Source organism: Nonomuraea sp. NPDC050022 (assembly GCF_044460705.1).
Lineage (GTDB): Bacteria > Actinomycetota > Actinomycetes > Streptosporangiales > Streptosporangiaceae > Nonomuraea.
On record NZ_JBITKE010000007.1, the window covers coordinates 477930 to 503401 of the forward strand.

Here is a 25472-nt window from a genome sequence, read left to right on the forward strand (position 1 = left end):
GGACCGGTCAGTCCGCCGCCAACGGCTCCGTGTGGGGCTGGGCTTCCTGAGTCGCCGCCCAGGAGGCGAGCAGGCGCAGGCCCTCTTCGGAGGGTGAGCCGGGTTCGGCGGTGTAGATGGTGAGGGTGAGACTGGGGTCGGCGACCATCTGCAAGCCCTCGAAGGCGAGGGTGAGCTTTCCGACGATGGCGTGGTCGAAGCGTTTGGTTCCGGTGCCGTGCCGGCGGACGTTGTGCGCGCCCCAGCGGGTGCGGAACTCATCGCTGCGGGTCGACAGTTCGCCGACGAGGTCGTGGAGCTCTTTGTCGTGGGGGTTGCGGCCGGCTTCGGTGCGCAGCATGGCCACGCACATGTCCGCGAAGGGACCCCAGTCCGGGTAGAAGCGGCGCGAGGCCGGGTCGAGGAACGCGAACCGGGCCAGGTTCTCCTGATTGGCCGGGGAGGCGTACAGGTCGGCGAAGAACGCGCGGGCGAACTGGTTGACGGCGAGCACGTCCATACGGCTGTTCTGCACGAAGGCGGGTCCGGCGGTGATCGCGTCCAGCGTCCACTGCAGGCTGCGATGGAGCGTCTGCGGCCGGGCGGCGCGGCGCCGGGGGCGGGTCAGGACGTCCGAGCCGTCGGCGGTCTGGGCCAGGTGCAGGAGGTGGGCGCGCTCGGCGTCGTCGAGCCGCAGGGCGCGGGCGAGGGCTTCGAGCACCGCCGCGGAGGCGCCGGCGAGGTTGCCTCGTTCGAGCTTGGCGTAGTACTCGGCGCTCAGGTCGGCCAGGGCCGCGACCTCACCGCGGCGCAGACCGGGGACGCGCCGCCGGGATCCGGCGATCAGGCCGGCCTGCTCCGGGGTGATCTTAGCTCGCCGCGAGGTGAGGAACTCGCGGACCTCGTCACGATTGTCCACACCTCGACCGTACGGCCTCGTGCGGGGGCGGTGCCGTCCGTCGCCGGATCGGGTACTGCTGGGCGCGTCGTGCGATGGCCACGGCGGCGGCGTCATGGCGGCTGGCCTTGCGAGTCCCGCTGGTCAGCGGGCGCTGCCAGTGCTGGGCTCCCCACCGGGAGGTGTAGGCGGGATCCACCGCGATGATCGCGATACCGGCGCCTTCGGCCATGGAAGTGAGCCGGGCTTTCAGCTTGCCGGTGGGCATGCCGGAGATGAGCCGCCGGAACCGCTTGTTGCGGCCGTGCTTTTCGCGGGTCTTCTCCGCGGCGAAGTCGAGGTCTTCCACCGCGATGGCGTGCACCCCGCACTCCCGGGCCCAGTGCAGCAGTCGGGTGATGGCGTGCCGGACCTGGGCGTCGCGGTGACTGGCGGCGCCGGACAGGTCGTAGCCGAAATGGCGCGGGTCGCCGATCGGATTGCCGTGCACGTCCAGCCGCCAGGCGGCGAGATGGTCGGCGTTGGTGTCTATCCCGATCACCCCGCCGGCGAGCGCCGCCTGGAGCGGGATGGTCGGGGTCGGTTGATGCTGCCAGGAGGCGGTCAGATACCAGCGGCCGCTGTCTCGCCGGTTGCGGGCCCCACCTGGGTGGATGTCCAGGTGGATGCGGCAGGCGACGGCCTGGTTGGCCTCGATGCGGTCGGCCCACTCCTGGCCGCGGTGCGCGAAACGCACCCGCGCCGACAGCACGTAGCGGCTATGGGCGGCGTTGGCCAGGTGAGCCAGCGGGGCCGGGAGTTTGATCGAAACTTGGCCGTCGGGGGTGAGGCGGATGGTCTCGTTGCCGTAGCGCTTGCCCGACTCGCCATCGACCTGCAGAAACCACCGCTCGGCCTGCCACCGCTCGCGCCACTGCGCTTCGCTGAGATGGGCGGCGGCCAGCTGATGGCGGGCGTTGAGCAGTCGCTTGCCACCCCGTACGATGTGCACCCGTCCGGCCTCGAAGTCGGCCCGCTCCCGCTCCAGCCGGTCGGACAGCACGTGCAGGCGACGCTTCTTGGCGTGCCACTCCCGCCTGCTGCGGTAACCGCCCGGCGCCTTCTTCGAACCCTTCGCGCCGATGGGCTGAGACAGCCGGTGCGCGATCGTTGCGATACCCGCCTCAAGCGAGCGGATGTGTGCCGCCTGGCAGCGGCGGGCCAACGCCCACTGATCATGGGAAGCCTTCGTGATCGCCCCCGCCCACCGCGACGACGACTCCGACGTCAGCTCCCGCTTACGGTCCGCCCATGCCTGAGCGGAATGCTCCAGCCCCGTACGACAACGCACCGCCAGATCCCGCGACGCCAGCACACCCAGATGCGCGCCCACCCGGCGCAACACCTGCTCATCTTGCGCGGTCAAGCCCTTGAGCCGATCACGGACAGCCACCCCGGACGGCCCGGCAGCCACGAACGGCGCAGCGATCGGCCGCAATGCCTCAGCCATCCCCGACCGCCCCCAGCACCATGCCAGCCAGCAAACTCATCGGCTGGCGACAACAGCAGCGGACGCACCACGCGAGCGGCGTCTCCACGCCATCACCCCACCGACCCATCCAGATCACCTGCCACCAACCCGCACTTTCACTGACAGTGACTGTTAGGCTACCAAGGTTTTGCCTGTCGAGGCGAACATTTGAGCGACACATCCGCCACTCACCGCCCACGCCGTTACAGGCGGGCCCCGCCGCCACGCGGGTTGGCGTCACAGGCATCGACGCCGACCACGATCGCGCCGACCAGACCCGCCCGGCCGCTACCGCGAGCACACCGTTACGTAACCACTGCGAGACCGCACAAAGGACTGACCCCGCGCAGGCCCCATTGACATGTCCACACGAAGATCGAAGCGCAACGAGAAGCCCCTAACGCACATCTATGAGCACTCAACGGCTAACAGGTGCAACCCTTCGGGGTCGGAGGCGGAGGAGCGGGGTCAGCCGCGGCGCATGATGGCGGCCGCTGCCGCGACGTTGATCAGGACGATGGCGAACCAGGCGATGGCCAAGCCGAGCCCGCCGCCGCGGGACGCCGCGATGGCCGTCAGCGGGATGCCGATGCCCATCGACCCCAGTGCGATCGGGATCATGGCCGACCCCGGGTTCTTGGACCTGGCCGGGACGGGACCGGCGCCGTGGGCCTGGAGCTCGGCGCGCACCCGGGCGGCGATCGTGGCGTCGAGCCGCTCCACGAACGACTCGACCAGGGCGGCTTCGTATTCGGGGCCGAGGTCGCGGCGGGCGTCGAGCGTCGCCTGCAGATCCTCGCGGATGGGGCGCATGTCTGGCATGAGGCTCATCATCGCGGCTGCGCGGCGCGCCGTCATCAACCCTGAGGGCCATGGTGAACTCATCCCCAGGTACGGTTCTGACATGCGGATCATGACCCCGCGCGGCCCGGCGCAGGTCGAGTTCGACGAGGTGGAGCGGCCCCGGCTGCTGCTGGTGCTGACGCACGGGTCGGCCGGGGGAGTGGACGCGCCCGATCTGCTGGCGGTGCGCGACGCGGCGCTGAACGTGGGGGCCGTGGTGGCCAGGGTGACGCAGCCGTTCCGGCTCGCCGGGGCGCGGGCGCCGGGCTCGGCCGTACGGCAGGACGAGGCCTGGGAGGTCGTCCTGGGCGAGCTGCGGGCGCGCCGGCCGGGGCTGCCGCTGGTGCAGGGCGGCCGGAGCAACGGGGCCAGGGTGGCCTGCCGTACGGCCGAGGTGGTCGGCGCGGTCGCGGTGGTGGCGCTGGCGTTCCCGCTGCACCCGCCGGGCAGGCCCGAGAAGTCGAGGGCCGGCGAGCTGCGCGAGGCGGGCGTGGACGTGCTGGTGGTCAACGGGGACCGGGATCCGTTCGGCGTGCCCGACGCTGCCGACGCGGCACGCCTGGTTGTGCTGCCGGGCGAGGGGCACGACCTGAAAAAGGACCCCGCCCGGGTGGGCGAGGTGGTCGCCGAGTGGATCGTCGGCTATGGGGTGCCGGTGAGCGGGTAGCGGCTCAGGCGGCGCCGACGAGCGGATCCGGGCGGTGCGGAGCGATGGCGGTGCCGCCAGGCAGGAGCTCCCCGGTGTCCTCGAAAAGGACGACGCCGTTGCAGAGAAGGCTCCACCCCTGCTCGGGGTGGCAGGCGAGGGTACGTGCGGCCTCGCGGTCGGGCGCCTCGGCTGCCGGACAGGCCGGGTCGTGCGGGCACATCGGCGTGCCTCCGATATCTCGTGAATGGCTCCCGCGGGTAGGAAAGGGGCGGGAACGCCTTGGGTGTTGTCTTTCTTTCAAGTGTGCGGCGTATGTCACACGTTCGGACATAGTCCGTTAGGACTGTTACAGGAGGATGCGAAAGTGTGACCTTCGACACAGCGTGCCTTATACAGGATAACGGTCCAAGCTCGACACGCCCACTAGCTTTGCAAGCCCTTCAGCAAGGCGTCGAGACCACGCTCGAAGTCGACGTCGGCGCGCTCGTCACGCCTGGTCCACTCATCGACCTCGGGGTCGGCCCAGCCTGACTGCTGGACCTCGACCGCCACGCTGCCGAACACGAAGGCCCGCAGCGCTCGTACGGCCTCAGGCGCGTCGTTCAGGCCCGCGTCGGCGAGTTGCTCCGTCTGCTCCCTGATGGCCAGCGCGGTGCCGCCCTTGGGCGGTTTGGTCAGCGCGAGCGCCAGGACGCCGGGATGTTCGCGCAGCAGCTCCCGACCGGCCCGGCACCACGCCCTGGCCGTGTCCTGCCAGGTGGGACCCTGCTCCACGTGGACGGCGGTGACGTGCTCGGCCAGCGCGTCCATCAGCGCTTCCTTGCCCCGGGGCAGATGATGGTAGATGGCCATGGCCTCCACCTGCAGGGCGTCGCCGAGCCTGCGCATCGTCAGGCGCCTGAGCCCTTGTGAGTCGGCGATGTGAAGGGCGGCGTCGATGATGCGCTCGCGGGAGAGGGGAACCGGCGGTCTCTTGGCGGGCATGGAGATCATCTTACTATGTAAAGGGCGCGGCGCGGGTCCGATTATGGAGCGTGTCGCGGTCGGGCGTACCCTGGTCGCGCTGATAGGAGCCGATTGGGATGAGGGGCAGAGTCGATGGCGTTTTTCCGGCCGCGGGTGAGCCGCGAGGCTGAGGTCCGCTACCACGCGGACGTGGAGATCTCCAAGAGCTACCCCGAGCTGCTCGACCGGGCCAGGCTGGCTGAGGGGACGCTGCGCGACCTGCGGGCCGCCGCCGCGGATGAGCTCGAGTTGCTGGCTGCCGGAGTGGCGTTCGACAAGGCGCTCAGCGAGGCGCTGCGGGCGGCCGAGAGCGGGCAGCGGGCCACGTTCGGGGTCAAGGCCTACGACGACCGCATCGCCCGCCGCAAGGCCAAGGCGACGCCCACGGGGGCCACGTGGACCGCCGAGGTCGATCGGCTGCGTACGCTGCGTGAGGACAACCGGCTGTGGGGGATCCCGCGCGTGCCACGCCCGGTGCCCGCCGTCCGCTAGCCGTCCGTCACTTCCCCGGGTTATTCGTCACGCGACCGTCTCGATCCCTGTGACGGTCTGTGCAGGGCTGGTGTCCTTTGGTGGGATACCCCCCTTCGGGGGGCGGTATAAGACGGTCCGTTGTGGCTGGGTCCCTCGGGAGTCGGGGGAGAGGGCGAAGGCGGTCCGCTGGAGACATGACGAAGCCCCGGCACGAGAAGTGCCGGGGCTTCGTCGCGGATCAGCTGGCCCAGTCGAGCAAGGGGCGGGTATTGCTCGGGTGGCGCAGCTTCGAAAGCGATTCCTTCTCGAGCTGCCGGATGCGCTCCCGGGTCAGGCCCAGGTGCTTGCCGATCTCGTCGAGTGTGTGCGGTTTGCCGTCGACCAGGCCGAAGCGCAGGGCCATGATCTTCGCCTCGCGCGGCGTGAGGTTGCCGAGCACGCCGCGCAGCTGGTCGCCTAGCAGCTGGCGGTCGACGATCTCCGACGCCTCGGGGGAGTCGACGTCCTCGATGAGGTCGCCGATCGTGGTCTCGCCGTCCTCGCCGATCGTCGCGTTGAGCGAGATGGGCTGGCGGCTGGTGCGCAGCAGCTCTTCGATCTGGTCGGGGGTCTTGTCGAGCTCGATCCCCAGCTCCTCGGGCGTGGGCTCGCGGCCCAGCCTCTGGTGCATGTCGCGCTCGATGCGCGACAGCTTGGAGAGCATCTCCAGCACGTGTACGGGCAGGCGGATCGTCCGGGCCGAGTCGGCGAAGCCGCGCTGTATGGCCTGCCTGATCCACCACATGGCGTAGGTGGAGAACTTGAAGCCCTTGGTGTAGTCGAACTTCTCCACGGCCCTGATCAGGCCCAGGTTGCCCTCCTGGACCACGTCGAGCAGGGACATGCCGCGGTCGGTGTACTTCTTGGCGACCGAGACGACGAGCCGGAGGTTGGCCTCCAGCATGTGGTCCTTGGCCGCCCTGCCGTCCTCGATGACCAGTTCGAGGTCGTCGCGGGCGGCGGCGGACAGGTCCGGGCCGGTCTCCAGCTTGTACTCGGCGTACAGGCCGGCCTCGATCCGGCGGGCCAGCTCGACCTCCTGCGCGGCGGTGAGCAGCGTACGGCGGCCGATCGACTTGAGATAGGTGTGGACCGAGTCGCCCATGACCGACTGGTTGTCGTCGAGGTCGATCGTCTCGGACTCCAGCTCGGCCTCGTCCGGGGCCGTGGCGTCCGGGCTCAGCGCGAGCTCGTCGGGGGCGTCCTCGTCCTGCGCGGCGGATTCCGTCTTTGGCTCCGCGGCCTTGGAGCGGGTAGACTTCGCTCGCTTGGTCGTGGTCTTGCGGGTGGCCTTGCGCGAGGGCGCACGCCCGAGGGACGGCTCGTCCTCGGCGGCCAGACTGACACCCGCCTCGGTGAGCTCGCGCAGGATCGACCGGCCGTCCGAGGGGCTGATGCCGGCTTCGGCGAACGCGTCACGCAGCTCCGCCAAGGAGAGGTGACCCTGAGCTCGCCCTCGGTCAATCAGCTGGTCGAGGGTCGTGGGTGGGGTCGCCACGGCGGTTCGGGGCATGAGGACACCTCCTCCATACGGAGTCGAATTCGATCAGACCAAGATTGTGGTGGGGCGGCTGCGGCCGCTCGGCGCACCAGTATCAATAACGCCGTTCAGCGCTATTTGTTCCCGGAGGGACAAAAAAGGGGGCGGACCGCCCTAAAGGTGACCCACCCCACACGCGAGGAGCGTCACTCCCCGGTGGTGAACTCGCCTGGCTTCACCTCGGGCATGGGCATGGGCTGGGCGTCCTCCATGCGCTTGTCCGTCCAATACTCGATGACCTTCTGCGGGTCCGGGTTGAGCTCCTTGGACACGACGGTGCCGTCACTCGGCGCGGGCGAGGCGGTCAGCTCCGAAAGCTGATCGTTCTGGACGGACGGCGGCTGGGCGGACGGTTCCTTCTCCACCACTGCTCTGGTCTCCCTGCCGACCCTTTCGAGCCTGCCCGCCGAGGCGGCCGCCGCGACTGAGACTCCGCCGACGAGGATCACACCGACGACCGCCGCGGATGCCCACATCTTGCGGGTCTGGTTCATGAAGGCTCCCTCCTTGCTCTCCTCCATAAGACGCGCCCGCAACTCATCAGGTTCCTGTCCTAAGGCTAACGAGATCCGTTTTACCATTCGCTAGCAGCGGCAAACGGGACATCAGTCGCAGTTGGCGCGGCGCGGCGTAGACGGGGAGCCGGTCGGCGGCGTAGGCGCGGAGCTGGTCCAGCGTGGGCGGGCCCGCGGGGTCGGCGGGCACCACGACGGCCACCACGATCTCGCCCCATTCGGGGTCCGGCCGGCCGATCACGGCCACGTCGGCCACCTCGGGGTGGGCGCCGAGCACCTCGGCCACCGAGGCGGCCACCACCTTCTCGCCGCCGGTGTTGATGACGTCGTCGGCCCTGCCCAGAACGCGCAGCCGGCCTCCGGTCAGCTCGCCCAGGTCGGAGGTGACGTACCAGTCGCCGTCGAAGGGGGCGGGCTCGCCGAAGCGGTAACCGGAGAACAGCACCGGCCCGGCGACGCGGATGCGCCCGTCGTCGCCGATTTTGAGATCTACATTGTAAAGGGGCCGGCCGTCGTACACGCAGCCGCCGCTCGTCTCGCTCATCCCGTACGTCGTGAACACCCGAGCGCCGAGCGCCCGAGCCTCGGCGACCAGGCCGGCCCGCGGGGCGGCGCCGCCGAGCACGATGGAGCGGAACACCGACAGGTCGGCGTTCAGTTCGACCAGCCGGTGAAGCTGGGTCGGCACCATCGACACGTGTTCGGCGCCCGAGGTGAGCACCTCGTGGGGGTCGAAGCGCGGGTGGATGATCGGCTCGCTCTCGCAGAGCAGGGCGCGGACCAGCACTTGCAAGCCGGACACGTGGGAGGGCGGCAGGCAGCACAGCCAGCGCTCGCCCTTGGCCGCCTCCAGGCGGCGCAGTGAGGAGGCCGCCGAGGTGCGCAGCGCGGTGGCCGACAGCATCACGCCCTTGGGCGCTCCCGTGCTGCCGCTGGTGGCGATCACCACCGCCACGTCGTCGGGCACGCCCTCGCCGTCGTCCTGGCGGGCGCCGTTGACGTGCGTCGGGCGCAGCGCGCCGGGGGCGCTCGCGGCGGGCAGGGGGAGGATCGCCGGGCCGTCGCCGGACAGGGCGGCGCGGATCGCCGCGAAGAGCTCAGGTCCCGGGGGTCCGACCACGGCGTGCAACGGCCGGTCCGGATGCGACGGCTTCCTCAACATGCTCGTAAGGTTAATGGCGACAGGTCGGTCAGCGGTGCAGGGAGGGTCGTGACGCGTTCTCCCGTGCAATTCCGGGCTCCCGTCGTCTTCCGGGTCGCGATGCGCACCCGTTTCCGTGGTCAGACCGTCAGGGAAGGCGTTCTGCTGCACGGTCCGGCCGGTTGGGGCGAGTTCTCGCCCTTTCCCGAGTACGGTCCGCGCGAGTGCGCCCGCTGGCTGGCGTGCGCCCGCGAGGCCGCCTTCGAGGGCTGGCCGGAGCCGGTGCGCGACAGCGTGCCGGTCAACGCGACCGTGCCCGCCGTGGCCGCCGAGCAGGCCTTCGAGCTCGTACGCGGGTCGGGCTGCGCCACGGCGAAGGTCAAGGTGGCCGAGCGGGGTCAGAGCTTCGCCGAGGACCTGGCCCGGGTGGAGGCGGTGCGTGACGCGCTCGGCCCGGCGGGCAGGCTGCGCGTCGACGCCAACGGCGCCTGGGAGGTCGGCGAGGCCGTACGCCACCTGAAGGAGCTCGACCGCTTCGACCTGGAATACGCCGAGCAGCCCTGTGCCACGCTCGAGGAGCTGGCGGCGGTGCGGCGGGCGGTCGACGTGCCGATCGCGGCCGATGAGTCGATCCGGCGCGCCGAGGACCCGCTGCGGGTCAGGGCCGCGGAGGCGGCCGACATCGCGGTGGTGAAGGCGCAGCCGCTCGGTGGGGTGCGCAACGCGTTGCGGGTGGTGGAGGCGTGCGGGCTGCCGGCGGTGGTGTCGAGCGCGGTGGAGACCTCGGTGGGGCTGGCGGCGGGGCTCGCGCTGGCCGCGGCGCTGCCGGAGTTGCCGTACGCGTGCGGGCTGGGCACGATGCCGCTGCTCACGGGTGATGTGGTGGACGATTCGCTGGTGCCCGTGGACGGGCGGCTGGCCGTGCGACGTCCTGCGGTGAATTTTCAGCTTTTGTCGGCATTTGAGATTGAATCTCCCTCGTGGCTTCGCCGGATGCAGGAGGCGTCACTGTGAACCCCGCTACCGCGCTGGCCACGGTCCTGGTCGACGAGCTGGTGCGCTGCGGCCTCACCGATGTCGTGCTCGCGCCCGGCTCGCGCTCGGCCCCCCTGGCGCTGGCGCTGCACGCCGAGTCGCGGGTGCGGCTGCACGTGCGCATCGACGAGCGCTCGGCCTCCTTCCTGGCGCTCGGGCTGGCCAGGCGCGCCGAGCGGCCGGTCGCGCTGATCTGCTCGTCCGGCACGGCCGCCGCCAACTTCCATCCGGCCGTCGTCGAGGCGAGCGAGTCGGGCGTCCCGCTGCTCGTGCTCACCGCCGACCGGCCGCCCGAGCTGCGCGGCACCGGCGCGAATCAGACGATCGACCAGATCAAGCTGTACGGCTCGGCGGTGCGCTGGTTCGCCGAGGTCGGCGTGCCCGAGGACCGGCCGGGGCAGGTGGCCTACTGGCGGTCGCTGGCCTGCAGGGCCTACCAGCGCGCCGCCGGGCCCGCCGCTCCGGGGCCGGTGCACCTGAACCTGGCCTTCAGGGAGCCGCTGATCCCCGACGGTGACACCTCGTGGTGTGAGTCGCTCGACGGCGACGCCAACGGTCCCTGGGTGCGCGCCCGCGTCGCGCCGCCGCCCATCGCCCTGCACATCCCGCCGACCAGGCGCGGCGTGCTGGTGGTCGGCGACGGCGCCGCGAACGTCCGCCGCTACGTCGCCGCGGCCGGCATGGCGGGCTGGCCGGTGGTGTCGGAGCCGAACGGCGGCGGACGCTACGGCGACCACGCCGTGTCCACCTATCACTATCTGCTCGGCACGCCGGAGTTCGCCGACGCCCACCGCCCCGACGTGGTGGTCACGCTCGGCCGTCCCGGGCTGTCGCGGCCGCTGCTGTCGTGGCTGCGGCGGGCCGGGGAGCACATCGTGGTGGCCACCGACCTCGATCGCTGGCCCGACCCGACCCGGTCGGCGACGCAGGTGGCGCAGGCGGTGGAGATCCCGGTCGCCTCGGGTGACGACACGTGGCTGCACGCCTGGCGGCAGGCCGACCAGGCGGCCAGGTCGGCCATCGACGAGGTGCTCGACGCCTCGGGCACCAGCGAGCCCCGGCTGGCCCGCGACCTGGTCGACGCGATGCCGAACGGGGCGCTGCTGTTCTGCGGCTCCTCGATGCCGATCCGCGACCTGGACCAGGCGATGCGCCCCCGGCGGGGGCTGCGGCTGCTGGCCAACCGGGGCGCGTCGGGCATCGACGGGCTGGTGTCGTCGGCCATGGGGGCGGCGCTGGCGCACAACGGGCCGTCGTACGCGCTCATGGGCGACCTGTCGTTCCTGCACGACCAGAACGGCCTCATCCTGGGCCCCCGGGAGCCGCGGCCGGACCTGTGCCTCGTGGTGGTGAACAACGACGGCGGCGGCATCTTCTCGTTGTTGCCGCAGGCTGCGGTGAGGGATCCGTTCGAGCGGGTCTTCGGTACGCCGCACGGCGTCGATCTCGGTTATGTGGCCGCTTCGACGGGCACCCCGTACCAGCTGGTGGAGGATCTGTCCGACCTGCCCAAGGCGCTGCGCGGCGAGGGGCCGCGCCTGGTGGAGGTGCGTACGGACCGGGAGGCGAACGCCGTGGTGCACGCCCGGCTGCGCGAGGCGGCTCATGCCGCGATCCGGGACTGCATGACCTGATCCGTCAGGTGGGTGATTCCCGGTGATTTGGCCGGTCTTCGCGTATCCTGCGGCTGTGGGATCCGAGTCTCCTACGGCGGTGGACACCGAGTCGGCTCATACGCGCGCCGCGGCGGCGGCGCCGACGGTATCGGGGCGCGGGGTCGCGGAGGCGTTCGTCGCTCTGGCCGACACGCTGGTCACCGGTTCCGACGCGGCCGATTTCATGGGTGTGCTCGCCGAACGCTGCGTGGAGCTGCTGGGTGTGGACGCCGCCGGGCTGCTGGTGACCGATCAGCGGGGGGAGTTGCGGCTGATGGCCGAGCAGTTGCAGGCCGCGCTCGACAGCCGCGTCGTCATCGAGCAGGCCAAGGGCGTGCTGGCCGAGCGGCACGGCTGGGCGATGGAGGAGGCGTTCGCGCGGTTGCGCGGGCACGCCCGCGATCGCAACCGGCGGCTGGCGGAGGTGGCTCAGGAGGTCGTGTCGTATGGGGGCGACCTCCTGTAGTTCTACAGGGGTTTGTGCGGGAAGTGGCGGTTGAGTCCGGTGATCAGGAGCAGCCGGTCGACCTGTGGGGGGATTCCGGACAGCAGCAACGGTATGGCGTTGCGCCGCGCGTGATCGTGGATGCTCACCAGAGCGCCCAGGCCGGCCGCGTCGATGAACGACAGCCCGCTGAGCTCCATGACGACCTCGTCGATCTTCCGGTGTCCGTTGCAGGTCTCCCTCAGGATGTCGAGCAGGTGGTCACGAAGTACCGAGGTGGTGGCGATGTCCAGCTCCCCGGAGATGTGCACGATAACTTTCGCCCCCTGACGGCTTGTCGTCAGGTGCAGTGGCTCCATGCGCTCGGCTCCCCTGTTGTGTTCCCACACTGGAACATCCGCCGACTGCGAGAGCCTTCTCCCCGTCAGGACCCTCGCGAGTCCGGGGACATGCCCGGCCGCCGACTTCGACACCTGACGTGGCGCGGGGTCCGGACGCCACGTGGAATCGCAAATGCGATTTGCACCAGATGTGTGGATTATCACTTTGTGTAACCGTGTGCTTCCAGAACGAAGTGTACAAGTCCTTTGGCGCTCGCAGGGTCAAGAGCTGTGATATCAGCCAGAAATGATGACCACGGTTCACCGACTGCTTCGACGGGCGCCTCTGAGGCTTGCTGCGGTCCTGGGGAAATTTCCACCATATTTGCCGACTTGCCCTGATGCTGGCCTGTTCTATGCCGTAGACGCGTCGGCGTCAGCGGCCTTCCCCGCGACGGGCGGTTACACCGCCTCGAACGCGGCCATCAAGAGGCTGCCGGACTTCCTGGCCCAGGAAGTCCGGCAGCCTTGATGGCCGACCAGATCGCGATCATCGGTGGGATTGATCATGGTTGGGATGTCTCGGCCGCTATGACGCGGGCGGCTGGCCATGGCCGCGGCGGCTGGCCTTGGGGGTGCTGGTGCTGCCGGGCGAGGGCCTTGACGGCGGCGCGGCCGCGCCGACATTGTTGACGGCGCTCAACGCCGCAGATCGTTTTTCGGCTCGTCTACAGGTCGTTTCTGGTGAGCCAGGTCAGGCAGGCGTCGGCCACTTCACGCCAGCCGTGGTCGATGGTCAGGGAGTGGCCCCGGTCGGGGAACTGCTGGATCTCGGTGATCGCGGTGGAGTCCCGGTACTGCTTGAGCGTCGCTTTGGTGACCGTCTCGGGGACGGTGTGGTCCTTGCCGCCGGCGATCAGCAGCAGCGGCCCCCGGGCGTCGTTGCCGGTGTCGACTTCGGCGGGCGAATGGGGGGAGAAGTTCGCGACGGCGGCCTCGAACAGCGGCTTGCCCGGCGCGGGGATGGTCCAGCGTTCGTACAGCTCAGCGGCTTCCTGAGCTGGGATGGCGTTGCCGAACGCGTAGGTGAACTGGTCGAGGGTGAGGGAGACGGCCCGGTGCTTGTTGGCCGGGTTCTTGAACACCGGCAAGGTCGAGCGCAGCGCCGACAACGGCAGCGGCAGCACCCCCTTGATCTGTGCGGCGTCGATCGCGATCGCCGCCCTGGCCAGGTCTTGCCCCAGCAGCTTCTCGGCGATCATGCCGCCGAAGGAGTGACCGATCAGGATCGGCTTGACGTCCAGAGCGTTGATGATCTCCGTGTAGTGGGCGACGACGTCGTCGATGCCGTGGTCGGCGATGCTGTCGGGGTCTTTTCTGGACAGTTCGACGCTTTCGCTGTCGCCAGGCCAGCCGGGGGCTGTCGCGTCGTAGCCGGCGGCCGTGAACAACTCGGTCCAGGAGGACCAGGACGTGGCGTGCAGCCACAGGCCGTGGATGAAGATGACGGGAATCGTCGGTGTGGTCATCGATTGCTCCTCAGGAACACGGCTGTCATGCCGGATGGGTGTGCTTGACGGCCTGGGTCGCGGTGACGGCGGTGCGGATATGGTCGGCCACGGCTGCCGGTCGCGACAGCGCGATCGCGTGTGAGGCGTCGACCTCGATGGTGTCGGCCCCGGCGCGCTGGGCCATGAAACGCTGTGCGGCGGGATGGATCGCCTGGTCGGCGGTCGCCACGACGTACCAGGACGGCAGGCTCTTCCAGCTCGCCGTGGGAGAACTCTCCTCGAACGCCACCGCCGCGATGGGGCGCTGCGCGACGGCCGCCACCGAGGTGAGGCGCTCGGGCAGGTCGGCGGCGAAGACCGCGGGGAACCGGTCCTCCCTGAGGTACAGCTCCACGGCCTCCGCTCCATCGCCGGTGCGGAAGACGGCCGGCCGCAGCGCCGGGCCCAGCAGGCTGTCGGGGAAGCGGCCCGTGATGTCCAGCACGCTCTCCCCTGACTCCAGAGCGAAAGCGGTCACGTAGACCAGCCCGACCACGTTGCCCGGCTGGGCCGCGGCCCGGGTGATGACCACACCGCCGTAGGAGTGACCCACCAGCAGGACCGGACCGTCGATCGCGGCGACGACGCCGGCAAGGTAGGCGGCGTCGGTGGCCGGTCCGCGCAGCGGATTGGCCACCGCGGTCACGGGGATCGCGGAAGCCTGGAGCTCGGCGATCACGCCCGCCCAGCTCGACGCGTCCGCGAAGGCGCCATGGACCAGCACGACGGTCGGCGTGCTGCCGTTCTTGAAGGAGTTGCCTGTGGTCATGGCCTCACCGTAGGAAGCCCTCGCGCGCCTCGCGAGCGTCACATGACTGCGTCACCGAGCGTCCCCGGGCGTAACCGAGCGTCACCCGGGCGAAGCGGTCAGGTCAGGCTGATACGCGCAGGGCTGTGCTCAACGCCGATCGCGAGGTGATCCCCAGCTTGGGAAAGATCCGGTAGAGGTGGGAGCTGACAGTTCGATGAGACAGATAGAGCTTCTCGCCGATCTCCCGGTTCGTCAGGCCATCGGCCGCCATCTGGGCGATCTGGAGTTCCTGCGCGGTCAGCACGTCGCGTGCTTCACTGCTGCGGCTGCGACTGCTCTCGCCGGAGGCCCGCAGCTCCTGGCGCGCTCGCTCACTCCAGGGGATGACTCCCAAGGCGTCGAACGTCTCGCGAGCCATACGTAAGGGCGCCCTCGACTCGGCCGTACGCCGCTGGCGCCGCAGCCATTCCCCGTACGCCAGCTGCGCCCGGGCCCGTACGAAGGGCCGGCGCCGCAGGTCGGCCCCGAGCGCGGCATCGAAGAAGGGCTCTGCCGCCGCCTCATCGGCCAGGACGGCCCGGGCGTAGCGCAGGTCGGCGTGCAAGGACGGCGACGGTGTGGTGAGCGCCACCGTCTCCAGTTCCTCGATGATGCCGGCGACCGCGCGGCCTTGACCGCAGTGCGCTGCGGCGTCTGCGAGTTCGGCGATGGAAAAGCAGCGTAGCGCCAGGTGGAAGGCCGGATCGGCGGGGTCGTGCATCCGTCGCAGATGGTCGAAGGCGTCGGCGTAACGTCCCTCGCCCAGGGCGGCGAGCCCACGCGCGAGCTGCACCGTGGCCAGCACTGGGCGGGCTCCGATGGGCAGGGCCACCTGCTCGGCCGCTACCGCGAGGCTCTCCACGCGATCCTGCTCGCCGCGTAGCGCGGCGAGCACCGCGCCCGAGGCCTGGGCGATGGCGTGCATCAGCGGCTGGGAAGTCTCGTGCGCCAGACGGGCGGCCTCCTCGGCCGCGGGGATGGCCACGCTCAGGTCGGCCAGCCGGGCCGCACTCCAGGCCTGTGCGCCGAGGGCTCGTGCCAGCAGGCTGAGCCGGCCCTGCGTGCGCAGGGCCGGCAGCGACGCGGCGCAGAATTCCGCCGACAGGTCGAACGCCCCCACCATCAATGCCGAGCTGCCGAGCAGGCTGGCCGCCAACCGGTCGCCGGTCGGGTGGGCGGCCAGATGGCGTAATCGCTCGATCACGACCTTGCCCCGCTCGATCGGAGCCGCGAACGCCAAGACCGTCAGCAGCCGCCCGTCCAGATCGTCGACGGGCAGGCTCTCGGCCACGGTGACGACGCGTTGCCGCGACTGCTCGTCAGCATGAGCCCAGAAACAGCGCAAGGACGCGCTGGACAGGAGTTTCAGCGCGAGATCGACGTCTCCCTGCGCCGCCATCGTCTCGGCGAGGTCGGCCAGAGAATGCGCTGCCGCGCTGTGGTCGCGGATGCCATCCTCGAAGCTCTCGCGGATCCACACGATACGGGCCCGTTGCTGGGCCGTCAGCCGTAGCCGCTCGCCTTCGCCCAGCAGTCGCACGACGATATCGCGCCGTCCCATCTCAGCCGCGTACTCGGCGGCCCGCACCAGCCGTTCACACCGGTAAGCGGGATTCTCGCTGAGCCTGACCGCGTGCTCCAGCGCCGCGACGGCCGACAACAGGTCGCCCCGACGTCGGCTGCTTTTGGCCGCGGTCTCCAGCTCGACGGCGATGCTCTCATCCGGCCTGGCGGTGGATGCCGCGCGGTGCCAGAGGCGACGATCCGGCCGGCCGGTGAGAACGTCGGCCAAGGCGCCGTGCGCCGCGTGCCTCTGGGAGATGCTCGCCCCCTGGTAGATCGCCGAGCGCATGAGCGGGTGCCGGAACGACACCCCGGTTTCGTGCACGTCGATCAGCCGTACGGTGACGGCGGGAGCCAGATCGTCTGCCGTGACCGGTACGCCGGTGATCAGCGCGGTGGCGTCGAGGGTCTCGGAAAGGGCGGTGCTGTCGTTGAGCGCGGCGACCAGCAGCATGGTCCGAAGGGTCGGGGGCAACCCCGACGTGCGGGCGGTGAAGGTCTGTTCCAGCCGGGTGGTCAGCGGGAGCCACCCCGGCGGCAGGGGCCCCTTCCTGTCCTGCGTTTGCGCGGCGATCGGCAGCTCGACCAGGGCCAACGGGTTTCCCGCGGCCTCCCGCAGCAACCGGGTGCGCACCGTCGGCGTCAGGTTGGGGCTGCAGGCGTCCAGCAAGGCGGTCGCGGCCGTGTCATCGAGCCGATCGAGCAGCAACTCGGGCAGCCCTGCCTCGTCAAGAGGGCTCCAGAAACCGTCGCGTATCGCGGCCAGCAGCACGATCGGTTCGGAGTCCAGCCGCCGCGCGACGAACGCGAGCACGTCGGCGCTGGCGCGGTCCAGCCAGTGAGCGTCCTCGACAAGGAGCAGGACGGGCGAGCGGGCGGCGGCCTCGCCCAGGAGGTTCAGCGCCGCCAAGGCGATGAGGAATGGGTCGGGCACCCGGGCGTCGGTCAACCCGAACGCCGCCCCCAGCGCGTCGCGCTGGGGGGCGGGCAGCTCCCCGATCTCGGTACGAAGCGGAAGCAGCACCTGATGCAGACCGGCGAAGGGCATGTGCGTCTCTGATTCCACACCGGTCGTCCGCAGGATCCGCATGCCCCGGGCGGCCGCGATTCTCGCCGTGTCCAGCAGCAACGCCGACTTCCCGATGCCCGCCTCGCCCCGCACCAGCAGCGCCCCACCGCTCTCGCGGACGCCGTCCACGAAATCGCCGAGACGCCGCTGTTCGGACTCCCGCCCGAAAAGCGCGCTCGCCGACCGGTCCGCTGACATATGAAGCCATGCTCGCTTGCGCTCGGTGTCCCGTCCAGCGAACTTGGCCTCCGGGCGGGGACTGACCGGTGAGCCGGCCTTGTCACGTCTGTCGACAGATCGCTCCTGGCCAGAGGGTGTGGCGTTCCCGCGGTCGGATGCCGCGCCTTCTTCGGGGATGGCGGTGATGAGGGGGCCGCCGAGGACGAGGACCAGGCCTTGGTCGGGAACGCGAGTCATGGGGATTCCGGCCTTTCACTGATGCGCTCAGTTCTGCGGGTGTGTTCTGGGCGGCTCGCATGCGGCGGCGCTGTTTGAACGCCTTCTGAGCAGCGCCTTGTCACTTCATGGAACTGTCCGGCCGGATGCGGCCGGTATCCGATCGCGCGAGGGCGGACGTCGTCAGGCGGCGGCCTCGCGGATGAGGCCGGCGACCGCGGCGGGCTGGGAGACGTGGACGGCGTGGCCGCCGATGACCTCGACGGCCTTCGCTCCGGCGCGCTCGGCCATCATGCGCTGGGCCGGCGGCGGAATCATCCGGTCCTCGGTCGCCACGAGGTACCAGCTGGGCTTGTGCCGCCACGCCGGTTCGGTGACCGACCCGTCGAGGGCGTCCACGCTCCACGCAAGCTGGGAGTCCGTCATGAACGCGGCGACGTACACCAGCGACGCGACGTTGGGGTGGGTGCCGGCCTCGCTGATGACGACCCCGCCGTAGGAGTGGCCGACCAGGACGGCCGGGCCGTCGAGGCCGTCCAGGACCCGGCGGGTCACCGCGGTGTCATCCTCCAGCGACAGTGTGGGGGTCTGCACGATGTGGACGCGGAGTCCGTCCCTGGTCAGCTCGTCGTAGACGCCCCGCCAGCCGGATCCGTCCACGAAGTCACCGTGGACGAGCACGATGTTCCTGACGGTGGTCATGCTCGCTCCTGAGCTGGATGGACCGGCCCGGCGCCGGTCCCGGTGCACTCCATCCAAGTCGCGCGCACCTGGCGCGGCCACGCAGAACAGGACGCAGAAGTAGCGCGGGGAACTGTCAGGGCGCGGCGTTCGCCAGGTCGCGGCAGCGGCTGCTCGCCTCGGCGTCGCCGATGGTCTCGTACACCTCGGCCGCCCGCGCGTAGGTCTGGCGGCTCTCGCCGGTCCGGTCCTCGTCGGCCAGCATGGCCGCCAGTGTCTCCAGGGAGTGTGCCTGCGGGACGGACAACTGAGCCTGCTCCATGAGGCTGATCGCCTCGGTGAGCTTGGTGATCGCTTCGGGCCGGTGGCCGAGCAGTCCCAGACATTCGCCGACGCGGGCAAGCGCGATCGGCCGGGTGAACGCCGCGACGCTCGGTGTTATCCCCGAGCGGTCGTCGTTCAGCAGTGCCAGCAAGTCGAGGTACTGCTCCAGCGCTTTGGTGTGGTGTCCGGCATCGCGCAGGCAGGTGCCGAGGGCGCCGAGGCAGTGGCAGTACCGATCGATGTCGCCGTTGGCCTTGTGGATCTCGGCTGCCTGGGTTTCCGACGCGATGGCCTCATCGAGCCGCCCGAGCCGTCGAAGCGCGCCGGCCGCGTGGTGGTGGGCCAGGGCGATCTGCGTGGTGGCACCGCTGCGGGTTGCCAGGTCTATCGCCTGGGCTGTGTAGCGCAGCGTGGTCTTCAGGTCCTCTCGCGGCACCAGATGGACCCAGGCCAGCATGTTCAGCTGCGCGGCCTGCCGGGCCGGATCGCCCAGGACGGCGGCGGCCTCGGCACCGAGGGTGAAGACCTCGTACCAGTGCGGCGCGTGCATCCATCGGTCGGAGAACCAGTCCATGGACTCGGCGCAGTCGAGGACGGCGGCGAAGCGGCCGATGCTCGCCGCCTGACGTAACGCGCCCAGCCAGTTGTCCGCGTTCACGCGCAGCCAGTGGTCGGCCTTCTCGGGGGAGGACAGGTCGGTGAGGTCGGGGTCGGTCCGGTCGGGACGGCCGTACGTGGGCTCGAACCACCGCCCGGCGGTGGTGGCCGTCCGCAGCAGCCACGACGTCATCGTCACGGTGAGCGCGTCGTGCTCGGCCGCGGGTTCCTCCTCCCGAAGCCGGTCGCGGGCGAACAGCCGGACCAGGTCGTGGAAGCGGTAGCGTCCCGACGTGCTGTCCTGCAGCAGGCCGAGGTCGACGAGTTCGTCGAGGGCGTCCCATGCCCCCTCGATCGACGTGCCGCCCACCACGGCGGCGAGAGCGGCCTCGAAGCTGTGACCCGGCACCAGGGCGAGCCGGCGGAAGACTCGCCGCGTTGAGGGGGCCAGCTGCTCGTAGGACAACCCGAACGCGGTGGCGATCTTGAGGTCGCCGGCGCTGAGCTGGTCCAGGCGGCGCTCCTCGTTCGTCAGCCGGGCGGCGAGGTCGGCGGCGTTCCAGCCGGGCCGGCTGACCAGCCGGTTTCCGGTGATCCGGAGCGCGAGGGGCAGACCGCCGCAGAGCCGCGCGAGCTGCCCGACGGCCGATCCTTCGTCCGAGGCGCCGCGGTCTTTCAGGATTCCGGTCAGCAGTTCGGTGGCCTCCAGCAGGGGCAAGGGCCCGAGGCCGAGTCTGCGTACTCCTTCCAGACCGGCCAGCAGGCGGCGGCTGGTCACCAGGGCCTTGCCCGCGCCGCCGCCCGGCAGCAGCGGCCGGACCTGCTCCTCGGAGGCGGCGTTGTCGAGCACGATCAGTATGAGCCGGTCACGCAGCAGGGACCGGTATAAGGACGCACGTCCGGCGACGTCGCCCGGGATCTGCTGATCCGCGATGCCGAGTGCGCGCAGCAGCATGCCCAGGGCCTCGTCGACGGGCAGCGGCCGCGCGGACATGCCGAACAGGTCGAGGAAGAACACTCCGTGGGGGAAGTCCGGCCGCAGGGCGTGGGCGGCGCGGACGGCCAGCGTGGTCTTGCCCAGCCCGGCAGAGCCGGTGATGAGCCGCACGCCCGCGGCGCCCGGCGCGTCCCCGGCGCGTAAGAGGTCGCCGGTCCAGGCCAGTTCCGCGACTCGGCCGGTGAAGTCGTCGACGGAGCGCGGCAGCTCGCACAGCCCGGTCGGGCGGGCCCAGTGATCGCGCAGGCGGCCCTCGCGCGCCAGCTCGACGAGCTGTTTGCGGTCGGCGTCCGTCAGGCCGAGGGCGTCGGCCAGCGCCGTGACGGTCCGATGCTGGGGGCCCTTGCTGCGCCCGCGTTCCATGTCCGACAGCGTCCGGTCACTGACCCCCGAGGCCTCGGCGAGTTGCTCCAACGTCAGACGTGCCGCGTGCCGATGGCGACGCAGCACCTCCGCGAAGCTGGGTGGGGCGGTGATCGAGTGCTCCTTCTCCGCGTTCTGATGGAGATCACCCAAAGCTTACGGGGAAGACCGGTGACAGCGGCATTGGTCGCCCTGCGCGGAATCGGCGGCACGAGACGCTCGCATCAAGCCCGCGCTGAGCGATGTACACGGTCCGGGACAGTCACCTAGCGCTCGGTGACGCAGTCAGGTGACGCTCGCGCGGCAAGCGAGGCGGTTTTTACGGTTTGCCCCATGAACACCCAGCGCTCCTTGAGCAGTGATGCCGAGCTCCCGGCAAACCGCCGACGACGCCCCGGTCCAGCGTGGAGAGATCGGCGAGCCGGACCGCGCGGTCGGCGCGTCCAGCGGCCTACGGCCATCGCTCGCCTCGAACAGGGGAACGTCTTGTGAAAAGGACCCACTCCATCCTGGACCCGAAGCTCCGCCGCGGCGCCGTCATCCCGATCGCGGTGATCGGCATGCTCGCCTACCTCGCCCCTGCCGCCTCCGCCCAGGCCGCCCCGGTGCCCATCACAGCCATTGCCTCCAAGGCGCCGTCGGAGACCGGCGATGAGCCGCGTGTTCCGGCGGGTTTCCGGGAGCGGAGAGTTCAGGTCGGCGACGTCGCGATCAACTACGTACGCGGTGGGAACGGGCCGACGCTGGTCCTGCTGCACGGATATCCGCAAACCTGGTACACCTGGCGCGAAGTCCTGCCCGAACTCGCCAAGCACTACACCGTCATCGCGCCGGACCTCCGCGGAGCAGGCAAAAGCGACGCACCCGCCGGTGGCTACGACAAGAAGACCCTCGCCGCCGACGTGCACAGGTTGTTGACCACGCTCGGCCTCGAGCGGCGCATCAGGCTCGTGGGGCACGACATCGGCACGATGGTCGCCTACGCCTACGCCGCCGCCCACCCCGGCGACGTCACCAAGCTGGTGCTCAGCGAGGCGCCCATCCCCGACACGACCCTCTACACCTTCCCCTCCCTCACTGCGAAGGGACCGGGCTTTTGGAACTTCGGCTACTTCAGTGTCGCCAACGGCCTGCCCGAGCGCATGGTGAACGGCAGGGAAGAGCAGTGGGTGGAGCGTTTCGTCGACTCCCTCGAAGTCAAGAAGAACGGGGTCAGCGACAAACAGGTCCGCGAGTACGCCCGCCACCTGCGCGACGATGCCCACCTGCGGGCGAGTTTCGAATGGTTTCGCGCCCTTCCCAAGGACGTCGCCGACAACAGCGCCTATGGCCGGAAGAAGCTCACCATGCCCGTGCTCGCCATCGGCGCCCGCGGCAGCCTCGGTGACTTCGTCCCCACCCAAGTCCGCCGGTACGCCAGCGATGTGACCGGGATCGTCATCGAGGACTCCGGTCACTGGATCTTCGAGGAACAGCCCGAACAGCTCACCCGCACACTCCTGCGCTTCCTCAAGAAGAACTGACCCAGGAGCACACCATGAACAAGAGACGTCCACCCCACACCGGTGACACGCAGAACCCCTTCTGGTTCCTCGGCGGCCGGGTCCAGATCCTGGTGCCGGGTACGGCGACCGGCGGCACCTTGAGCCTGATGGAGTTCACCGACCCCAAGGGCCACGCGCCACCCCTGCACGTGCACGAGGCAGAGGACGAGATCTGGATCGTGCTCGATGGTGAGATCACCTTCTTCGTCGGGGACGACCGCCACGACCTGCACGCCGGTGCCGTCGCGCACGGCCCTCGCGGCGTCCCGCACAGCTACCTGGTCCGCTCACCGGACGCCCGCATGGTCGTCGCCTTCGGCCCCGCCGGCATCGAGAAGTGGTTCGCCGCCAACGGCTCGCCCATCTCCGACGTCAACGACGCGCCGGCCGCCTTCGACATCGAAGCCATCGTCGCCTCGGCCGAGGCGTACCGCCTGCGCGTGGCCGGTCCTCCACCTGCGGCCTAGGCGCACCGCTCCACCACGCCGCGCCACCCCTGTGCCCCGGCCCTGCCCGACGGGCGGACAACGGCTGGAGCCTCGCGCTGCCTCAGCGCCTCGCTTGAGAACCCCACCCCACCAAGGAGATCCGCCATGTCCGCGTACGCGTCCCCACAGACCTCTCCGCTCTCCCGGCCGAGAAGCGGGATCCTGCTGTCCGTGACGCTGGCCGTCCTGGCCATCCTGGTCACGGTTCTCTGCTCATCGGCCACCGCCTCCACCGCGGCGAGCCGGCAGACGGCCAAACCCACCGTGGTGCTGGTCCACGGCGCGTTCGCCGACGCCTCGAGCTGGAACAAGGTCGTCGCCCGGCTCCAAAGGGCCGGCTACCCGGTGATCGCCCCCGCCAACCCCCTGCGTGACCTGGCAGGTGATTCGGCCTACCTGTCGAGCGTCGTCTCCACCATCGACGGACCGGTCATCCTGGTCGGCCACTCCTACGGCGGAGCGGTCATCTCCAACGCCGCCACCGGCCACCCCAATGTCAAGGCCCTGGTCTTCATCGCCGCGTTCGCACCCGAGGAGGCCGAGTCGGCGCTCGACCTGACCGGTGAGTTCCCCGGCAGCCAACTGCCCACCAGCCTGATCACCCGCCAGTACCCGCTGCCCGGCGGCGGCACCGGCACCGACGCCTATGTGGATCCGGCCAAGTTCCACGCCGCCTTCGCCGCCGATCTACCCGCCCGCGACACCGAGCTGATGGCCGCCACCCAGCGTCCGGCCGCCCTGGCCGCGCTCGGCTCCCCGAGCGGACCGCCCGCCTGGAAGACCATCCCCTCCTGGTACCTGGTCGCCGGCGCCGACCAGGCCATCCCGCCCGCGGCCCAGCGGTTCATGGCCCAGCGCGCCGGCGCGCACACCAGCGAAGTCAGGCAGGCCTCACACGTGGTCATGATCTCCCGGCCTGACGCCACCACCGCCCTCATCACGGCGGCGGCCCGCGCCACCGGCTGATCCCACACGACGACGAGCCGTCCGGCACCGCGACAGGCGAGATTCCCCGCGCCTGTCGCGGTGCGGCCACACCTTACGAAGGGAGACGACCCGCATGATCCACTCCACCGCCCACTCGAGCAGGCGAACCTTCCTCGCCCGAGCGACCGTCGCATCGGCGCTGCCCCTGGCCGCCGGCCTGCTCCGGGCCGGCGAGGCGCCGGCATCCGGCGCCCTGCCCGACTACGCGCCCATCCCCGAGGCGGCGAAGGGCCCGAAACTCAATGAGAAGGGCTACTTCGTCGGCCGGATCGACGGCGACCTGTACTGGGTCACCGACTCCTCCTATCAGGCCATGTTCCTGACCACGCGCCAGGGCGTCGTCCTGGTCGATGCGCCCCCCACCATCGGGCACAATCTGCTGCGCGCCATCGAGGAGGTCACCCGGGCCAACGGCCGCCCCCGGAAGGTGACCCACCTCATCTACTCCCACTCGCACGCCGACCACATCGGAGCCGCCTCGATCCTCGACAAGGACGTCATCCGCATCGGACATACCGAGACCGCGAGACTCCTGCGCCGCGACGCGGACCCGAACCGGCCGGCGCCCACGCTCACCTTCGACGATCACCATGTCCTGCTGGTCGGCGGCGAGCGTCTCGAACTGGCCCACCACGGCCCCAACCACTCACCCGACAACATTTTCATCTACGCCCCCAAGCAGGAGACCCTGATGGTGGTAGACGTGCTCTATCCCGGCTGGGTGCCGTTCAAGAACCTGGCCGTCTCCCAGGACATCCCCGGCTGGCTGCGGGCCCACGACATCGCCATGAGATATCCGTGGCGCACCCTCGTCGGCGGCCACCTCGGCCGCCTCGGCATCCGCGCCGACGGCCACCTGCAACAGCGATATCTGGCCGACCTGCGGACCAGCGTCCGTGACACGGTCTCCAGCCTCGACCCGGCGCCGTTCTTCGGCAAGTACGGTCCGGCGGGCAACGCGTGGGCGGTCTTCGCCGGCTACCTGGACGCGGTCGCCCAGCAGGCCGCCGCCCCGGTCATCGCCGACTACCTCGGGACGCTGGCCGCCGCCGACGTGTTCACCAAGGACAACGCCTTCGGCCTGCTGGAGTCCATGCGCATCGATACCGGCCTGCTCGGGCCCTTCGGCATCCATCCGTGACCAGCACACCCGACGCCGGCCAACGGCTTCGGAGCGGACGCGACCCGAGCGGGGCTGCTGATGCCGCCGGGCTGGTCATGCTCGCCGTCGAAGCCGATTAAGAGAGAACTTCCTGCTTTTGGAATGATGGTCTAACATTCGGAATTATGTCCGAGCCTGTGGATGAGCCCAAGCTCGTCGGGTCCGATCGGGTGCTGGCGGTGCTGGCCGAGCTGGCCCGCCACCCCGACGGGATCGGCCTGGAGGAGATGGCCCGCGCGGTGGCCAGTCCCAAGCCGACCGCGCATCGCGCCCTGGCCGCGTTGCGCCGCGCCGGGTTCGCCGCCCAGAACGGCCACGGCCAGTACGTGCTGGGGGATGAGTTCCTGCGGATGGCCTTCGCCCACCACGAGGCCCGGCCCGACCACGTCCGGGTCATCCCGATCCTCAAGGCGCTGTGCGAGCGGTACGGCGAGACGGCTCACTACGCGGTGCTGGACGGCGCCTCGGTCATCTACCGCTCCAAGCTGGACCCGGCCGCCGGCGCGGTGCGGCTGACCTCGGTCGTCGGCGGACGCAACCCGGCCCACTGCACCGGTGTCGGCAAGATGCTGCTCTCCTGCACCCTGCCGGACGCGGACGCGGTACGCGCGTGGGTGGGCGGCCGGACGCTGGAGCGGCCGACCGAGCGCTCGCTCGGCACGGTCGAGGAGCTGCACACCGAGCTGGTACGTGTCCGTGAGCAGGGCTACGCCGTCGACGACCAGGAGAACGAGCCGGGCGTCAACTGCCTGGCGGTCCCGGCGTACCTGAACTCACCCGCCGTGCCCAGCGGCGCGATCAGCGTCAGCGGCCTGGCCTACCGCACGCCGCTGGACAAGCTCGTCGCCGACCTGCCCGCCATCCGCGCCATCGTGTCCGGCAAGGACCTCTCGTGAGGCCCGCCACCGCCCTG

24 protein-coding genes are annotated in these 25472 nt (G+C 70.4%); 10 read left to right on the forward strand and 14 right to left on the reverse strand.

The genetic code is table 11. The annotated features are described in order from the left end of the window. Nucleotides 1–7 precede the first annotated feature (7 nt). The 3 genes from ACIBO2_RS31265 to ACIBO2_RS31275 all read right to left on the reverse strand — a co-directional run bounded on the left by ACIBO2_RS31265 (nucleotide 8) and on the right by ACIBO2_RS31275 (nucleotide 3209). Nucleotides 8–898 (reverse strand): helix-turn-helix transcriptional regulator, encoded by an 891-nt coding sequence (locus ACIBO2_RS31265; RefSeq protein WP_397301434.1) that lies wholly within the window; start codon nucleotides 896–898, stop codon nucleotides 8–10. Further along, nucleotides 885–2282: an IS200/IS605 family accessory protein TnpB-related protein gene (locus ACIBO2_RS31270; RefSeq protein WP_397301437.1), complete on the reverse strand. Its 1398-nt coding sequence runs from the start codon at nucleotides 2280–2282 to the stop codon at nucleotides 885–887. Before ACIBO2_RS31270 ends, ACIBO2_RS31265 begins: the two co-directional genes overlap by 14 nt. Nucleotides 2283–2855: 573 nt before the next feature. Beyond that, complete coding sequence (locus ACIBO2_RS31275) at nucleotides 2856–3209, reverse strand: hypothetical protein (RefSeq protein WP_358549319.1); 354 nt, start codon at nucleotides 3207–3209, stop codon at nucleotides 2856–2858. 82 nt (nucleotides 3210–3291) lie between these two features. Here ACIBO2_RS31275 and ACIBO2_RS31280 point away from each other — a divergent pair, with 82 nt between their 5' ends. Continuing rightward, nucleotides 3292–3897 (forward strand): alpha/beta family hydrolase, encoded by a 606-nt coding sequence (locus tag ACIBO2_RS31280; RefSeq protein ID WP_397301440.1) that lies wholly within the window; start codon nucleotides 3292–3294, stop codon nucleotides 3895–3897. A gap of 4 nt (nucleotides 3898–3901) precedes the next feature. Here ACIBO2_RS31280 and ACIBO2_RS31285 read toward each other — a convergent pair whose 3' ends face one another. Both ACIBO2_RS31285 and ACIBO2_RS31290 read right to left on the reverse strand, forming a co-directional pair. After that, the gene (locus ACIBO2_RS31285) at nucleotides 3902–4099 is read right to left on the reverse strand and encodes a DUF5999 family protein (protein ID WP_214634349.1); all 198 of its coding nucleotides are present in this window, start codon (nucleotides 4097–4099) and stop codon (nucleotides 3902–3904) included. 203 nt (nucleotides 4100–4302) lie between these two features. Next, nucleotides 4303–4863: a TetR family transcriptional regulator gene (locus tag ACIBO2_RS31290; RefSeq protein WP_357645222.1), complete on the reverse strand. Its 561-nt coding sequence runs from the start codon at nucleotides 4861–4863 to the stop codon at nucleotides 4303–4305. A 114-nt stretch (nucleotides 4864–4977) separates the two neighbouring features. Between ACIBO2_RS31290 and ACIBO2_RS31295 the strand changes: the two genes are divergently transcribed. After that, complete coding sequence (locus ACIBO2_RS31295; protein WP_357645221.1) at nucleotides 4978–5376, forward strand: hypothetical protein; 399 nt, start codon at nucleotides 4978–4980, stop codon at nucleotides 5374–5376. A gap of 220 nt (nucleotides 5377–5596) precedes the next feature. Here ACIBO2_RS31295 and ACIBO2_RS31300 read toward each other — a convergent pair whose 3' ends face one another. The 3 genes from ACIBO2_RS31300 to ACIBO2_RS31310 form a co-directional block, all read right to left on the reverse strand. Next, the gene (locus ACIBO2_RS31300; protein WP_358549324.1) at nucleotides 5597–6910 is read right to left on the reverse strand and encodes an RNA polymerase sigma factor; all 1314 of its coding nucleotides are present in this window, start codon (nucleotides 6908–6910) and stop codon (nucleotides 5597–5599) included. 173 nt (nucleotides 6911–7083) lie between these two features. Further along, on the reverse strand, nucleotides 7084–7431 hold the full coding sequence (locus ACIBO2_RS31305; protein ID WP_358549327.1) for a hypothetical protein: 348 nt from the start codon (nucleotides 7429–7431) through the stop codon (nucleotides 7084–7086). Nucleotides 7432–7477: 46 nt separating this feature from the next. Beyond that, a complete protein-coding gene (locus tag ACIBO2_RS31310) occupies nucleotides 7478–8614 on the reverse strand; it encodes an AMP-binding protein (RefSeq protein WP_358549330.1) in 1137 nt (378 codons plus the stop codon). A gap of 99 nt (nucleotides 8615–8713) precedes the next feature. On the opposite strand from ACIBO2_RS31310, the gene ACIBO2_RS31315 reads away from it, so the two are divergent. From ACIBO2_RS31315 to ACIBO2_RS31325, 3 genes are read left to right on the forward strand one after another with little or no spacing between them, the layout of a single operon-like run. Then, nucleotides 8714–9607 (forward strand): o-succinylbenzoate synthase, encoded by an 894-nt coding sequence (locus ACIBO2_RS31315; protein ID WP_397301706.1) that lies wholly within the window; start codon nucleotides 8714–8716, stop codon nucleotides 9605–9607. Continuing rightward, entirely contained in the window at nucleotides 9604–11262 is a 1659-nt protein-coding gene (gene menD / locus ACIBO2_RS31320; protein ID WP_358549335.1) for a 2-succinyl-5-enolpyruvyl-6-hydroxy-3-cyclohexene-1-carboxylic-acid synthase, read from the forward strand. The genes ACIBO2_RS31315 and menD overlap by 4 nt, the downstream gene beginning before the upstream one ends. Before the next feature lie 55 nt (nucleotides 11263–11317). Next, nucleotides 11318–11749, forward strand: coding sequence for an ANTAR domain-containing protein (locus tag ACIBO2_RS31325; RefSeq protein ID WP_397301447.1), 432 nt, complete (start codon nucleotides 11318–11320; stop codon nucleotides 11747–11749). A 2-nt stretch (nucleotides 11750–11751) separates the two neighbouring features. Here the strand turns inward: ACIBO2_RS31325 and ACIBO2_RS31330 are convergent, their stop codons facing one another. The 6 genes from ACIBO2_RS31330 to ACIBO2_RS31355 all read right to left on the reverse strand — a co-directional run bounded on the left by ACIBO2_RS31330 (nucleotide 11752) and on the right by ACIBO2_RS31355 (nucleotide 20531). Further along, nucleotides 11752–12087, reverse strand: coding sequence for an STAS domain-containing protein (locus ACIBO2_RS31330; RefSeq protein WP_358549339.1), 336 nt, complete (start codon nucleotides 12085–12087; stop codon nucleotides 11752–11754). Between the two features lie 689 nt (nucleotides 12088–12776). Further along, on the reverse strand, nucleotides 12777–13577 hold the full coding sequence (locus ACIBO2_RS31335) for an alpha/beta hydrolase (protein ID WP_358549342.1): 801 nt from the start codon (nucleotides 13575–13577) through the stop codon (nucleotides 12777–12779). Nucleotides 13578–13602: 25 nt separating this feature from the next. Beyond that, nucleotides 13603–14367 carry an alpha/beta fold hydrolase gene (locus ACIBO2_RS31340; protein ID WP_397301451.1) on the reverse strand — a complete coding sequence of 255 codons (765 nt, stop codon included), beginning with the start codon at nucleotides 14365–14367 and terminating at the stop codon, nucleotides 13603–13605. A 103-nt stretch (nucleotides 14368–14470) separates the two neighbouring features. After that, nucleotides 14471–17218 carry an AAA family ATPase gene (locus tag ACIBO2_RS31345; protein WP_358549348.1) on the reverse strand — a complete coding sequence of 916 codons (2748 nt, stop codon included), beginning with the start codon at nucleotides 17216–17218 and terminating at the stop codon, nucleotides 14471–14473. Between the two features lie 381 nt (nucleotides 17219–17599). Then, nucleotides 17600–18118 carry an alpha/beta fold hydrolase gene (locus tag ACIBO2_RS31350; protein WP_397301454.1) on the reverse strand — a complete coding sequence of 173 codons (519 nt, stop codon included), beginning with the start codon at nucleotides 18116–18118 and terminating at the stop codon, nucleotides 17600–17602. Nucleotides 18119–18233: 115 nt separating this feature from the next. Beyond that, the gene (locus ACIBO2_RS31355; protein WP_397301457.1) at nucleotides 18234–20531 is read right to left on the reverse strand and encodes a helix-turn-helix domain-containing protein; all 2298 of its coding nucleotides are present in this window, start codon (nucleotides 20529–20531) and stop codon (nucleotides 18234–18236) included. 335 nt (nucleotides 20532–20866) lie between these two features. On the opposite strand from ACIBO2_RS31355, the gene ACIBO2_RS31360 reads away from it, so the two are divergent. From ACIBO2_RS31360 to ACIBO2_RS31380, 5 genes are all read left to right on the forward strand, one after another. Further along, nucleotides 20867–21901 carry an alpha/beta hydrolase gene (locus ACIBO2_RS31360; protein WP_358549357.1) on the forward strand — a complete coding sequence of 345 codons (1035 nt, stop codon included), beginning with the start codon at nucleotides 20867–20869 and terminating at the stop codon, nucleotides 21899–21901. A gap of 14 nt (nucleotides 21902–21915) precedes the next feature. Continuing rightward, complete coding sequence (locus tag ACIBO2_RS31365) at nucleotides 21916–22389, forward strand: cupin domain-containing protein (RefSeq protein WP_358549360.1); 474 nt, start codon at nucleotides 21916–21918, stop codon at nucleotides 22387–22389. Between the two features lie 126 nt (nucleotides 22390–22515). Beyond that, nucleotides 22516–23376, forward strand: coding sequence for an alpha/beta hydrolase (locus ACIBO2_RS31370; RefSeq protein ID WP_358549363.1), 861 nt, complete (start codon nucleotides 22516–22518; stop codon nucleotides 23374–23376). A gap of 94 nt (nucleotides 23377–23470) precedes the next feature. Continuing rightward, the gene (locus tag ACIBO2_RS31375) at nucleotides 23471–24538 is read left to right on the forward strand and encodes an MBL fold metallo-hydrolase (RefSeq protein ID WP_397301461.1); all 1068 of its coding nucleotides are present in this window, start codon (nucleotides 23471–23473) and stop codon (nucleotides 24536–24538) included. Nucleotides 24539–24684: 146 nt separating this feature from the next. Continuing rightward, on the forward strand, nucleotides 24685–25455 hold the full coding sequence (locus ACIBO2_RS31380; protein ID WP_358549368.1) for an IclR family transcriptional regulator: 771 nt from the start codon (nucleotides 24685–24687) through the stop codon (nucleotides 25453–25455). Nucleotides 25456–25472 lie beyond the last annotated feature (17 nt).